The organism is Streptomyces sp. NPDC060205 (genome assembly GCF_042728395.1).
GTDB lineage: Bacteria > Actinomycetota > Actinomycetes > Streptomycetales > Streptomycetaceae > Streptomyces.
This window is the reverse complement of sequence record NZ_JBHWZP010000010.1, coordinates 12,817-26,057: the sequence shown is the minus strand read 5'-3', so window position 1 is coordinate 26,057 and position 13,241 is coordinate 12,817. Positions and strand designations below refer to the sequence as shown.

At 70.7% G+C, this 13,241-nt stretch carries 11 protein-coding genes and 1 pseudogene; 5 read left to right on the top strand and 7 right to left on the bottom strand.

Annotated elements, in window-relative coordinates; genetic code table 11:
• Positions 1-217: 217 nt before the first annotated feature.
• Positions 218-379: pseudogene (locus ACFWGJ_RS03210) on the bottom strand (diadenosine tetraphosphate hydrolase); the annotation flags it as partial.
• A gap of 211 nt (positions 380-590) precedes the next feature.
• Between ACFWGJ_RS03210 and ACFWGJ_RS03205 the strand changes: the two are divergent.
• Entirely contained in the window at positions 591-1,433 is an 843-nt protein-coding gene (locus ACFWGJ_RS03205) for an endonuclease/exonuclease/phosphatase family protein (protein ID WP_387320619.1), read from the top strand.
• A 172-nt stretch (positions 1,434-1,605) separates the two neighbouring features.
• Complete coding sequence (locus ACFWGJ_RS03200) at positions 1,606-4,389, top strand: glycosyl hydrolase (RefSeq protein ID WP_387320561.1); 2,784 nt, start codon at positions 1,606-1,608, stop codon at positions 4,387-4,389.
• Positions 4,390-4,452: 63 nt separating this feature from the next.
• On the opposite strand, the gene ACFWGJ_RS03195 is transcribed toward ACFWGJ_RS03200, so the two are convergent.
• Entirely contained in the window at positions 4,453-5,157 is a 705-nt protein-coding gene (locus ACFWGJ_RS03195) for a hypothetical protein (RefSeq protein ID WP_387320560.1), read from the bottom strand.
• Positions 5,158-5,475: 318 nt separating this feature from the next.
• Here ACFWGJ_RS03195 and ACFWGJ_RS03190 point away from each other — a divergent pair, with 318 nt between their 5' ends.
• The 3 genes from ACFWGJ_RS03190 to ACFWGJ_RS03180 all read left to right on the top strand — a co-directional run bounded on the left by ACFWGJ_RS03190 (position 5,476) and on the right by ACFWGJ_RS03180 (position 8,780).
• On the top strand, positions 5,476-6,681 hold the full coding sequence (locus ACFWGJ_RS03190) for a glycosyltransferase (protein ID WP_387320559.1): 1,206 nt from the start codon (positions 5,476-5,478) through the stop codon (positions 6,679-6,681).
• 62 nt (positions 6,682-6,743) lie between these two features.
• Positions 6,744-7,136, top strand: a complete 393-nt coding sequence (locus ACFWGJ_RS03185; protein ID WP_387320557.1) for a signal peptidase I — start codon at positions 6,744-6,746, stop codon at positions 7,134-7,136.
• 168 nt (positions 7,137-7,304) lie between these two features.
• Positions 7,305-8,780 (top strand): FG-GAP and VCBS repeat-containing protein, encoded by a 1,476-nt coding sequence (locus ACFWGJ_RS03180; RefSeq protein WP_387320556.1) that lies wholly within the window; start codon positions 7,305-7,307, stop codon positions 8,778-8,780.
• A gap of 149 nt (positions 8,781-8,929) precedes the next feature.
• Here the strand turns inward: ACFWGJ_RS03180 and ACFWGJ_RS03175 are convergent, their stop codons facing one another.
• From ACFWGJ_RS03175 to ACFWGJ_RS03155, 5 genes are all read right to left on the bottom strand, one after another.
• On the bottom strand, positions 8,930-9,448 hold the full coding sequence (locus ACFWGJ_RS03175) for a GNAT family N-acetyltransferase (protein WP_387320555.1): 519 nt from the start codon (positions 9,446-9,448) through the stop codon (positions 8,930-8,932).
• Between the two features lie 74 nt (positions 9,449-9,522).
• Positions 9,523-10,503, bottom strand: coding sequence for an NADPH:quinone reductase (locus tag ACFWGJ_RS03170; RefSeq protein ID WP_387320552.1), 981 nt, complete (start codon positions 10,501-10,503; stop codon positions 9,523-9,525).
• A 20-nt stretch (positions 10,504-10,523) separates the two neighbouring features.
• The gene (locus tag ACFWGJ_RS03165; protein ID WP_387320551.1) at positions 10,524-11,054 is read right to left on the bottom strand and encodes a PadR family transcriptional regulator; all 531 of its coding nucleotides are present in this window, start codon (positions 11,052-11,054) and stop codon (positions 10,524-10,526) included.
• Positions 11,055-11,197: 143 nt separating this feature from the next.
• Positions 11,198-12,358, bottom strand: coding sequence for a hypothetical protein (locus tag ACFWGJ_RS03160; RefSeq protein ID WP_387320549.1), 1,161 nt, complete (start codon positions 12,356-12,358; stop codon positions 11,198-11,200).
• A gap of 68 nt (positions 12,359-12,426) precedes the next feature.
• Complete coding sequence (locus ACFWGJ_RS03155) at positions 12,427-13,110, bottom strand: TetR family transcriptional regulator (protein ID WP_387320547.1); 684 nt, start codon at positions 13,108-13,110, stop codon at positions 12,427-12,429.
• Positions 13,111-13,241 lie beyond the last annotated feature (131 nt).

The window sequence follows — 13,241 nt, the reverse complement described above, 5'->3', positions numbered from 1 at the left end:
GAAACCCTCTGCCTGCGGTATGACAACACGCTCACAGGAACCTGTCCAGACCTCGTGCAGCACTCTGTTGCCTGGCGTCACGGAGAGGAGGTGTCGTGGTGTCCTCGCGTCACCGGAAGCGGTGAAGTGGGTTGCGCACAGGTGGGCGGACGTGCCGAAGTGGCCGATAGGCAGGAGGCATTGGGCGTGTGCGGTCGGGATGATCCGGGCCGTCCTGTCAGCAAGCAGGCCGCAACCGGTCCAACTCCTCGCCGATCACCGCCCGCAGCACATCGTGCCGCGGACCGAGCGCGCACCGCTCGTCGCTCCACCTCTCACGCGGATAGAGCCAGACCGGTCGGCCTACGCGATCCGCCGGCTCCCAGTAGAACCGCGGCCACGCGCCTTGGAGCGCAGGTCGGCAACGCCTCCCCCCGCACGCCGAGACTGCTGTTGAGCCGTTGTGCCAAGGGGACCCCGGAAAAGTTGGAATACCCTCGTCCTTGAAGACGTCAAACGTCACGGACGCGCACGTTCGCGGACGTACACGGTCACGGAAGTGTTCGTTCGCAGACGTGCGTATCGAGGAGGGGATCGTGTTGACGAGGAGCATGCGTCTGCTCGTGGGCGTCCTGGTCCTGGCCTGTCTGGTCCTCCTCGGCCGCAGCGGGCCGGTCGACGGCCCCTTCGCCAACTCGCTGCGGAGCGAAGCCACCGCGGACGCCGTACCGAACCGCGTCATGACGTGGAACATCTGCAATCCCTGCGACGAGAGCAGCGTCGACCGGGCCGCCGAGATAGCCAGGTACGCCCCGCAGGTCATCGGTATGCAGGAAGCGTGCGTACGTGACGTCGAGCGGACCCGGGACTATCTGGAGAGCCGGCACGGTCTGGTCTACCACGTCGAATACGGGTCGGTGCTGCGGAACTGGGGCCGCTGCGGGGGACTGCCGTGGAGCCCGGGAGCCTTCGGCCAGGCCATTCTCTCCGCGGCGCCCATGACCGACGTCGTTCGCGAGGAGTATCCGGACGGCGGGTCCGAGGACCGTGGGTACCTGGCGGTGACCACGACCGTGGGCGGTCAGTCCGTCCGTCTCTTCAACACCCACCTCGCGCAACGACGTCAGGAGGCGGTCCGGGCGGGCCAGACGCGCGTACTCGCCGCGCAGCTGGCGCGCTACGACCATGCGATCGTCATCGGTGACCTGAACGCCGTGTCCAACGCCCCCGAACTCGCGCCGCTGTGGAAACTGGCCACGGACGTCGACCCCGGCTGCCTTCCCTCCTCGTACTCCGGCGAGTGCGAGGTGACCACCGACTGGCAGAGCAAGTTCGACTACATCTTCCTGCGAGGCATCAGCCCGCTCGATCACCGTGTTCATCCGACGCAGTACTCGGATCACCACATGCTGTACGGCGATCTGGACCTGAGCAAGGGGCGGAAGAGCGGCTGAGGCCGTCTTCGGACGGCCGCCGTCCCGTCAAGACGCGAACGCACCGCACGGCCGCCGCTGCCATGACCCGCGCGTTGTGTTCAATGTATTGACACGTCCATTACAAAGGCTTTACGTTGCGCTCACCTGAGAGCGCTCTCAGGCACCCGTCGCGTGAGACTTGAGGTGCCGTATGCCATCCCCCCGCATCAGGCCGGCAGCCGGGTTGTTCCTGGCCTCAGCCCTCGTCGCCGTGGGCCTGGGCCCGGCCGCCGTACCCGCGGCAGCCGCCACCGTGCCCGTCGGTTCCGGCAGCTACTCCGACACCCGGCCCGCCGGCACGTCGGGCCCCACCACCAACACCGGAGCGCCGGCCACGCCCAAGCTGACCGCCGCCGCCAAGGACAGACCCGTCCCCACCAACGACTGGTGGTCCTCCCTCGCCTTCCAGCGCTACGGCGACAACCCGTACTCGACCCCCATGTACGGCCACCCCCTCACCTACCAGGCCGCGTCCGGCGGACTCGACGTCGGCTATCCGACGACCCCCGCGATCGTCGGCGACGGCCGGCAGTACGAGTACGCCCACAAGCGCGACCTCACCATCGGACTCACCGGCCTCAACTCGCCCGACACCAAGGCCGACGACTGGTCCGACTGGACGGTCACCCCCCAGTGGTCCGACGGCACCCGCACCCTGCGCACCACGATCGGCCACGGCTCCCCCTTCGTATACGCCAAGGGCACGGGCGGCAACGCCCAGATCACCACCGCCGCCGCGCCCGCCGTCTTCGCCGACCAGGGCAACGTCCTCGGCATCACCGTCGCCGGACACCACTACGCCCTCTTCGCGCCGACCGGCAGCGACTGGAACGTCGCCGGCTCGACCGTCACCGCGGGTCTCGGCTCCAAGGACTACTTCTCCGTCGCCGTGCTGCCGTCCACCGACGCGCTGGCGACCTTCAAGAAGTACGCCTACAGCTTCGTCACCGACTCCAAGGCGACCTGGAGCTACACCGGCGGCACCGTCAAGGCCACCTACACGCTCACCACCGAGGCGAAGGAGGGCACCGAGCGCGGCACGCTCCAGGCCCTCTACCGCCACCAGTGGCTGAACACCTCGGACGCCCTGACCTCGTACACCTACGTCTCGCCGCGCGGGACCATGAAGGTCCGTGAGTCGGCCTCCTTCAGCACGAGCCAGAAGGCGTCGGCGGTGCTGCCGGGGCTGCCCAAGTCGAGCGGCGTGGATACGGCCCGGCTGCGTGGCTATCTGAACGAGGTCGTGAACGCCTCCGACCCGTTCTCCGGCGCCTCCGACACCTACTGGACCGGCAAGGCCCTCGGCCGTCTCGCCCAACTCGTCCCGCTGGCCGACCAGATCGGCGAGACCGGTACCCGCGACAAGCTCCTCGGGCTGATGAAGGGCAAGCTGCAGGACTGGTTCACGGCGGGCGGCGCGAACGAGTTCAGCTACGACAAGGACTGGAAGACACTCACCGGCTACCCCGCCTCCTACGGCAGCGACACCGAGCTGAACGACCACCACTTCCACTACAGCTACTACGTGTACGCGGCGGCGATCGTCGCCCAGTACGACCAGGGATGGGCCGCCGACCCCTCCTGGGGCGGCATGGTCAAGGCCCTCGTACGGGACACCGCCAACCCCAGCCGCACCGACACCGCCTACCCCTTCCTGCGCGGCTTCGACGTCTACGCGGGCCACAGCTGGGCCTCCGGGCACCAGGGCTTCGCCGCCGGGAACAACCAGGAGTCCTCCTCCGAGTCCACCAACCTCAGCGCCGCTCTCGTCCTGTGGGGCTCCGCCACCGGTGACACCTCGCTGCGCGACCTCGGCACCTACCTGCTGACCACCGAGTCGGAGTCGATCGCCCAGTACTGGTTCGACGCCGACGAGCAGGTCTTCCCGTCCTCGTTCACCAAGGACACGGCCGGCATGGTCTGGGGGAGCGGCGCCGCCTACGCGACCTGGTGGACCGCCAACCCCGAGGAGATCCACGGCATCAACGTCCTTCCCGTGACCGGCGGTTCGCTCCACCTCGGCGGTGAGAAGGCCGCGATCCGGCGCAACATCGCCGAGATGGAACGGGAGAACGGCGGCCCGGCCGTCGAATGGCGGGACATCCTTTGGGAGTTCCAGTCCCTCGCCGACCCGGGCGCGGCCAAGACCAAGTGGGACGCGGGCAACGCCGGCTACACCCCGGAACAGGGGGAGTCGAAGGCGCACACCTACCACTGGATCAACACCCTCGACACCATCGGCGCCCCGGACGCCACCGTGACCGGAGACATTCCCACCTCCGCGGTCTTCACCAAGGGCACGGCCAGGACGTACGCCGCCCACAACTACGGTTCCACGGCCCGCACCGTCACCTTCTCCGACGGCAAGACCCTGGCCGTACCGGCCCGTTCCACCGCGACCGGCACCGGCACCGGTTCAGGGGACCCCGACCCCGACCCGGACCCGCCGACCGGGACCGGCAACACCTTCCAGCTGCGTACCGGCGGCGCACTGACCACGGCGACCGGTGGCACGGCGGGCAGCGACACCATCGCCTCCGCCGGGGGCACCAACCACGACGGCACCCCGTACCAGCCCCTCGTCTACGAGATCCGTGGCGTCGACGGCACCCTCACCCCCGGCGCCCAGAGCGCGTTCCGGCTCCAGGTCGACGCGGAGAGCGCCGTCGGACTCGGCCAACAGGCCCGCATCAGCTACGACCTGACCGGCGACGGCACCTTCGATCGCACCGAGACCTACCACTACTTCGCGACCGACCCGGTCACCGGCTGGGAGGAGTACACGCAGGCACGCGGCCTCAAGGCGTCCACCGGCACGGCGGGCGACCTCGACGGCGGCACCGTACGCCTCGAAGTGTGGAACGCCATCGGCAACGGCCCGTCGAAACTCCAGACGGGCACGGACAAGTCGGTGCTGGTCATCCCGTACAGCTGACCCGGCGGAACGGAACGTCCGCGGCGGGCAACGGCGTGAGCCCTTGCCCGCCGCATCGGCGGCTCAGCCCTCGACGGTGTTGTAGTTGACGATCCCCTCCACCAGGAAAGCGACCGCGCCGACGAGTGGACTGTCCGCCCCTTTGCGCACCACGTCGGGTAACCGGTGCGCCTCCTCCTTGGTGACCGCCACCATGCCCCAGAACGCGTTGAAGGCCGCAGGGTCCGCCGGTTTGTCGGTGGCCGCCCCGACGGTCGTGACACCGTCACCCTCGGCCAGGGCCAGCGCGCCCATCTGCCGCAGTGTGTCGGGATCCCGCTCCTCGGCGGCCACCACGCTCCAGCCCGCGACCTCCACCTGCTGCAGTGCCGCGAAAAGACTGCCGGCGCTTCCCGGACCGGAGACAACGATGTCGGGCAGCACGAGAGCCACCGGTCCGTGCGTCACGGGCAGGGCTGACCGGATCGCGCCGTCGAGGTCCGGTTCGAAGGACTGGTCCTGGTGGACGAAGACGAGTTGAAGGGTGTCGGCGTAACGCGTCAGATAGCTGACCGTGTCCAGCTTGTGCGTACCGAACACGACGACCAGGCGCACCTGGAGTCCGCTCTTGGCCAGTTCGACGACGGGCTCCAGACTGCGGTCCAGCACGGTGACCCCAGGAGCCAGGCAGTGCAGCTCCTTCGAGTAGGGCGCTCTGAAACGGGTGCCGAATCCGGCGCAGGGCAAGATGATCGAGACATCGGGGACGGGCGCGGACGGTCTATGCATGGAGCCGCTCTCAGTGGGTGTTGACGTCAGGGACCTTGCACGCGTCGGCGGGTACGGGCGCATGAAACCGGCGTCGGTCCGTCGGTCCGAAAGTCACGCCGCCGATCACGGTAGCCATCGGGTCTGTCCCGCGCGAGAGGGCGTGGAGCGACGGTCTCGTCAACGTCGGTCACCACGCGCCGTATTCGGCGGCGGCACACCCGCCACGGACCGGGGCGCGGTCGTGGACCGGTACCGTCCGGTACCCGTGTGGCCACGGGTGCGCATGGGCAGGCATGGCCCGAACGCATGGCAGGCCGGAGGGAAAGAGGGTGCACGATGCGTGTGTTGTTGTCCACGTACGGGACGCGCGGCGATGTCGAACCGCTGGTGGCCCTCGCGGTGCGGTTACAGGCGCTCGGTGTGGAGATACGGATGTGCGCCCCGCCGGACGAGGAGTTCGTGCGGCGGCTGGCGGGCATCGGTGTGCGCCTGGTCCCGGTCGGGCCGCCCGTGCGGGGCATGATGGGCGGGACGGGTCTGCCCTCGGCGGCGGACCTCGCCCGCTACCGCAACGAGTTGGTCGACGCGCAGTTCGACGTCCTGCCCGCGGCGGCCGAAGGATGCGACGCGCTCGTGGTGGCCGGCCTGGCGCAGATCGGGGCGCGGTCCGTCGCCGAGGCCGCGGGCATCCGTTATGTGTACGTGAGCTATTCGGCGGTCAACCTCCCGTCGCCGCACCATGGGCCGCCGCCCCGGCCGGGCTGGCCCGAACCGGACACCGACGACAACCTGACCCGGTGGGAGGTGGACGCCCAGCTCGTGAACACGCAGTTCGCCGGGACGCTCAACGGCCACCGGGCGCGGCTCGGTCTGCCACCCGTGGACAACGTCCGCGACCACGTCTACTCCGACCAGCCGTGGCTGGCGGCTGACCCGGTCCTGGGACGGTGGCTGGACACCCCTGGCCTCGACGTGATCCAGACGGGCGCGTGGGGCCTGCCCGACGAACGCCCGCTCCCCGCCGACCTGTCGACGTTCCTCGACGCCGGCGCACCGCCCGTCTACGTGGGCTTCGGCAGCCTGCGCCCGGCACCGGACATCGCCCGCCGCGCCGTCGAGGAACTCCGCGCACAGGGGCAGCGCGTCCTCGTCTCCCGCGGCTGGGCGGACCTGGACGTGGCCGAGGACCGGGACGACTGCTTCACCATCGGCGAGGTCAGCCACCAGACGCTGTTCGGCAGGGTGGCCGCGGTGGTGCACCACGGCGGCGCGGGTACGACGCTGACGGCGGCCCGGGCGGGCGTGCCGCAGGTGGTGGTACCTCTGCAACTGGCGGACAACCCCTACTGGGCGAGCCGGGTGGCGGCCCTGGACATCGGCGCGGCCCTCGACGGACCGACACTCACCGACGACTCACTCACCCTCGCGGTCAAGACGGCCCTGGCACCCGGGACCCGGGCGAGGGCGGCGGAACTGGGCAGCAGGATCCGCACCGACGGAGCGGAGGTGGCCGCGAGACTGCTGGTCGACACCCTCGGGTGAGCGAGACCGGCAGGACCGGGCCGCACCAGCCGCCCGGACGCCGACTGCTAGCGTGCACGCCCATGGAAGAGAGCGTGTACGTGGGAAACGCCGGCAAGGACGCGGCCCTGGACCGGGGCTGGCTGCTCGGCCACTTCAAGGAGCACGGCGATCCCCGCCACAGCGATGCCCTGGAGGTCAAGTGGGGCGTCCATCCGCGCGGCGAGCAGCGGGCCCAGTGGGTGAAGGGCGAAGTGCGGACCGCTCTCCTGGTGCTCGTCTCGGGCCGCTTCCGTATGGAGTTCCCCGGCCGTAGCGTGCTGCTGGAGGAACAGGGCGACTATGTCGTCTGGGGCCAGGGAGTGGACCACTCCTGGGTCGCGGAGGACGAGTCCGTGGTCCTGACCGTGCGGTGGCCCTCCGTGCCCGGATACGCGGTACCGCACGACGAAGCGGGCACAGGACCGCGGAGCTGAGCACGGCCTCGGCCCGTTCGCGACCCGGGACCGGTGGGCCGCTCGTGCGGCGGCCGGTGTCATCCGTTCACGTCGTGTTCGCCACACAACCATCGGCCGTTCCCGCGGGTCTCACAGGCGAACGTCACCCGTGAGCGGCCTTGAAGCCGCGTGCTTCCAGGAGGACTTGTGGGCATCCGTCGACTGGCCGTATCGACCGCAGTGGTCGCCGCTCTGATCGGCACCTTCAGCGTGCAGACCGTGGCGGGCACCGCGTCCGCCGCGGGGCGCGCCACCACCGTGCGTGAGGACTTCAACGGCGACGGCTACCAGGACGTCGCCGTGGCCGCTCCCGGCGCCACGGTGGGCGGCCACGCCTGGGCCGGCTACCTCACGATCACCTACGGCTCGGCGAACGGCCTGGACACGGCCCACGCCACCGTCATCACCCAGGACACCCAGGGTGTCCCCGGCGCCCCCGCGGACAACGGCGTCTTCGGCTACGCGCTCGTCCCCCGGGACCTGGACGGCGACGGCCTGACCGACCTGGCCGTGACGAGCCGCGAGTACCAGCCGGAAGGCAACATCAGAGGATCGGTCGTCGTCCTGTGGGGCCGCAAGACAGGCATCTCCGGCCTGGACTCCGTCCGCATCACCGGCGCTCCGGCCGACGCCGACGTCGGCGAGGACGTCACCGCGGGCGACTTCGACGGGGACGGCCACACGGACCTGTTCATGCGCAACGGCGACGACTACGACTACCGCGACGTGCTGTACGGCCCGTTCGACCGCACCGGCACCCCCGCCCGCAAGCAGTCGCTGCTGGCGTTCAGCACGGACAACACGATCTCCTCCACCGCGGCCGGCGACTTCGACGGCGACGGCATCGAGGACCTCGCGACCTTCTACGTCTACGAGAACCACGCCGAGGGCGGCAAGCTGTGGCTCGGCACGAAGGACGGCCTGTCCACCGTCCCGCAGCGGCTGTCCTCGGCGTCCGCCACCGCCGTCGCCGACTTCGACCAGGACGGTTACGCCGACCTCGCCACCCGCGAATTCCCGGGCGGCGACACGGAGATGGTCGACGACCCGGGGACCGTGAAGATCTACTACGGCTCGGCCGCCGGCCCCAGCCAGACCCGTACGCAGACCATCACGCAGCAGACCGCGGGCGTACCCGGCGTGAGTGAGAAGAACGACGCCTTCGGCGCGCGCCTGAGCGCGGGCGACGCGAACGGCGACGGCTACCCCGACCTGGCCGTGGGCGTCCCCGGTGAGGCGATCGGCTCAGTGGCCAGGGCCGGTTCCGTGGTCCTCCTCAAGGGCGGCAGGAGCGGGCTCACCGGCACGGGCGCCCAGGCGTTCCACCAGGACACCGCGAACGTGCCGGGGGTGGCCGAGAAGAACGACGCGTTCGGCGGTTCGGTACGGCTGCTCGACGTGACCGGGGACGGGAAGGCGGACCTCACCGCGGGCGCGCCGGGGGAGGACCTCGGCACGGTCAGGAACGGCGGCGCGGTGTGGCTGCTGCGCGGTGCGGCGTCCGGCCTGACGGCCTCGAAGTCGTCCGCGCACAACCCGGTGGACCTGGGGACGCCGTCAGCGCAGGCCGAGTACGGCTGGAACCTCAGCGGCGACAACGGCCCGGGCGTGCAGGTCCCCTGACCGGGAGGGCGGCCGTCAGCGTCCGGCCGTGCTGTGGAACCGGGCGGCCGGCCGCCCCGCGGCCATGGAGACTTCGGGCGGCATGCCGTCCGCCCTGGCGATGTCGCCCCCTGTCCCACAGGTGACGACATGCGGGCGGAGCGCGTCCTCTACCTGGCGGCCGCCGGGCCTGGCCGCAGCCGCAGGTCGTGCTGATACCAGGTGCCGGGCTCACCGCCGAGGTGGGCCGGGTCGGCCGGGCCGACGGGGACGAAGCCGACATGGGTCAGCACCGCCCGGGACGCGGCATTGCGATGTGCGGTGGCCGCCCGCAGAGTGTGCAGCCCGTGCCTGGCCGCCGCCAGTCGGCACAGCTGACGAACGGTCGCGGTCGCCACGCCACGGCCCGCCACGTGCTGCGCGACGCGGTAGCCGAGTCGCGCGGTGCCGACCTCCAGGTCGTACAGGTTGAACCTGCCGAGCACCGAGCCGTCCTCGGCGACGAGTACATAGAAGGCGCAGACGCCGGCCTCCTGCTCGGCCAGCGCGGCGCTGTGCCGGTCGGCGAACTCGTCGAAGTAGGCATCGCCACGGTCGGAGACTGCGGCCGTGAAGTAGGCGCGGTTCGTCAGCTCGAAGGCCAGGACGGCCGCGGCGTGGCCGGCGCGCAGTTGCTCCAGTTCGGGCACGGCCCGACTGTATCCAGGTGGTCCCCCGAAGCCACCTGGTTTTCCCCGCGGCACCCGCTGTGCGCCGGCAGGGGTCAAGGACCGACGGTGACCAGCACCCGTCCGCGCCCGCCCGCGTCGACCCGGTCGTGGGCCTTGGCGATGTCCTCCAGCGGGTGACGGTCACCGATGTCGACGGTGAGGGCGCCGGCCGAGGCCGCCGCGGTGAGATCACGGGCGGCCTGTCGCTTGGCCGCGGCGGGAAAGTCGTCGCTGCCGAGCAGGCGGAGGGTGACGTTGTTGAACAGCAGCGGCCAGAAGGGCAGTTCGGTGCGGTCGGTGTGGGTGCCGTAGGCCGCGATGACGGCGTCGAGTGCCGTGACCGCGTTGTCGAGATCCGCGTTGGCCGACAGGGAGACCTCGACGACCCGGTGCACGCCGTCGGGCGCGTACGAGCGGATCTCCGCCGCGGGGTCGGCGGAGTCCAGGGCGACGGCGTGGGGGACGACCGCCGGGTCGATGAGACCCAGATCTCCGCCGCGGCGGACGGTGCCGATGACCGTGGCACCGTCCCAGCGCGCGAGTTGGGCGGCGAGGGAGCCGACACCGCCGAGCACGCCGTGCACGAGTACCGTGCGGCCGTCGACCGGGCCGTCCGCGAACACCGCGCGGTGGGCGGTGATGCCGGGGATGCCGAGGCTCGCGCCGAGTTCGTCGCTGAGATGTCCGGGGAGCGGAACGGCCTGAGCGTCGGGTACGACGGTGAACTGGGCGGCGGTGCCGAAGGGACGGTAGGACTGGGCGCCGTACACCCAGACCCGCTGGCCGACGCGATGGGCGTCGACTCCCTCGCCCACCTCGTCGACGACGCCGGCGGCGTCACTGTGCGGGACGACCCTCGGGTAGGGCATCGAGGAGCCGAGCCAGCCACGGCACTTCTTCGTGTCACCGGGGTTGACGCCGGAGACGGACACGCGGACGCGGACCTCGCCGGGGCCGGGGTGGGGGTCGGGCAGTTCACCGACGCGCAGCACCTCGGCGGCGGAACCTTGTTCGTCGTACCAGGACGCAAGCATGAATGTGCCTCCGGAGGCTTTCAGGAGTGTGCGAGCGGCTCCTCGCCGAGTACCTCGCGGAGCCAGGCGCGTTCGGCGCGGCTGGTCGCGCGGGCCGTGAGGAGAAGGCCGCGCCGGTAGGGGTCGGCGACCTCCTCGGCGCGCAACGGCCGATCACCCTCGTAGAAGAAGCTCGCGGGCTCCTCCAGGAAGGCAAGGCGCCGACGCAGTACCGCGTGCTGTTCGGTGACGTCGGGCAACTGGGAGAGGAAGGCCAGCACCGTGTGGAACCGGCTGAAGTCGGTGATCTCATGGGCGGCGGGCTTGCGCAGCCGCTGGAGCAGGTCGACGCGACCGGCCTCGGTCAGGGTCAGCAGATAACGGGCCGCACCCGCGCGCGGGTCGGCGCGCCGTTCCAGCAGGCCCGCCTTGGCGAGGCGGTTGATGGCCGGGTAGAGGCTGCCGTCACTGACCGGACGGGTGTAGCCGGTCAGCTGCGCGACACGACGGCGCACCTCATGACCGGCCAGGGAGCCTTCGGCGAGGAAGCCCAGGATCGCGAGTTCCAGCATGGCTCCATCCTCGCACATGGCACATCGAATCGATGTGTGCATCGAAACGATGCCAGCGATGTCGTGATCCGGGTGCGGCATCGCGATGACCGCCAGAAGACGAGCTGTGTCCCTAGGTGATCACGTGGTGCGGCCGAGGGCCGTCACACGTCCTGTCTGTTCGGGTCTCGGAGGCGGTCGAGTCCCTTTTTGAGCGCGTTGAACGGTGAGCTGATCGGCCTGGGGATCTCCGGGGCGGACGACCGGGGCGTGCCGTCGCCGCTCGTGAACTCGGCCAGTGCGGCCTGGGCCGCGTCGGCCGCCTCGCGGTACAGGTCGCAGGACTTCGTCATGGCGTCGAGGGCCTCGGCGTACTTGACGGCCATGCTCTGGGCGTGGGTCAGTTCCTCTTCCGGGGTCAACAGGTGCCAGCCCTGGCGCAGTTGCGTCAGGGCCTGCGCGGCGTCCTCGGACAGCGGGCGCGGCAGGTCGGCGAACTCCTCGATGAGGGCGAGGAGTTCCGTGGGTTCGGAGCCGTCCAGGAAGACGGTGTGCACGCTGAAGTGCTCCGCGTCGTGGTCCCGGCCCCGCGGATGGACGGGCAGCATGACGGCGCCGCCGCGCGGCATCCGTACGCCCAGTTCCCGTTTCATCGCGAAGTCCGCCGTCTCCGCCTGCGCCGGGGTGGCCCGGTGCTCGACGACCCGGTGGCGCAGGCTCGGCGGCAGGAATCCGGTGACCGGCCGCTGCCCGCTCGCGTCGGGCGTCATGGCCTCGTGCACCACGACATGGATGTACCAGGTGTCGCGCGTGCAGTCCCGCAGGTGGCGGCGCAGCTCGCTGTCGTCCGCCGGCAGGTGGTTCGCCGCCCGCAGGCGCACACCCGGTACCCCGTCGTGATCCCAGGGGACCAGGTCGCTGTCGGGCCAGAACATGGTCGCGGGCGACGGCCATCGGAAGTCCCACGGCAGCTCCGCCTCGGCGGCCAGCACCCAGCTGACCGCCTCGTCGTCCGCACGGCGCCCCCGATGCTCGTACGTGGTCAGCTGCGCGCGCACCATGACGCCGTCCGCCACGCGCCAGCGTGCCTCGAAGAGCCGGCGGGCCGACGGACCGGGCGCGGCGGCCGCCTCGCGCGGGTACAGGACGGTGGACCGGGACGCCTCCACGGGATCGAGGTCCAGGAAGTCGTCGAGGACGCCGGCCGCCTTGAGGGCGATCAGATTGCGCCGGACGTCCTGCTCGGGATCGGTGCCGAGATGACGTCCGCGTGCCAGCCACACGGTGCCGGGGACGGTCGTCGGTGTGCTGCTGTTCTTAACCATGGAACCGTTCTGTGGAAGATCAATGCCCTTACCAGTATGGCCCCTGCCGCCGGACACGCGGTGCCGCGTCAGGCCGCGTCGGCCGTCTCCGTGACGAGGCCCCTGAAGAAGGTGGTGATCGCGGCCTCGAATGCTTCGGCGAATGCCGGGTGCATGAACGCCAGACTTGCGTCGGCCTGGAAGGCGGCGAGCTGCGCGGGGGCGGGGCGGCTGCGGGTCCACAGGGCGCCGACGAGGATGATGACCATGTGCGCGGCGCGCAGCGCCCGCTCCTCGTCGAGTTCGGGGAGCAGGTCGCGCAGCCGCTCGGCCAGCCAGTGGATGGCGTCACGCGAGGACCTCTTGTACCGGGCCGCGACCTCGACGGAGACGTTGTGCTCAAGGATCGCGTGCTGCGCGCTCAGGAGTTCGCACAGCATCGGGTGCGCGGCGAACGTGGTGGCCAGGCGTCGCGCGACCTGGCGTGCCCGGTCCGGCGCCGGTGCGGACGGGTCGGCCCAGCCCGGGAGTGTCTCGGCGACATCGGCCCGGTAGCGGGCGGCCGCCTCGGAGAGCAGATCGAGCAGCACCGCCTCGCGCGACTCGAAGTAGCGCGTCATGGCGGACTTCGCCAGCCCGACGCGGCGGCTGAGTTCGTTGAGGCTGACCGCCGCCACCGGCATCTCGTCCAGCATGCCGGCCGCGGTCTCCAGGATGCTCCGCCGACGTACCGCACGCTGTTCGTCGCTCCGCGCACGCTGGAAGGTAGCCATCCCCCGAGAATAGTCGACCGCCGGTCCATTGACTGTGGACCGGCGGTACATTAATTTCAATGTACCGCCGGTCCACTAATTCGCCCGGCGGGCGAGCGGACCACGTTGCCGCCGACTGAGGGGAAGGGGCA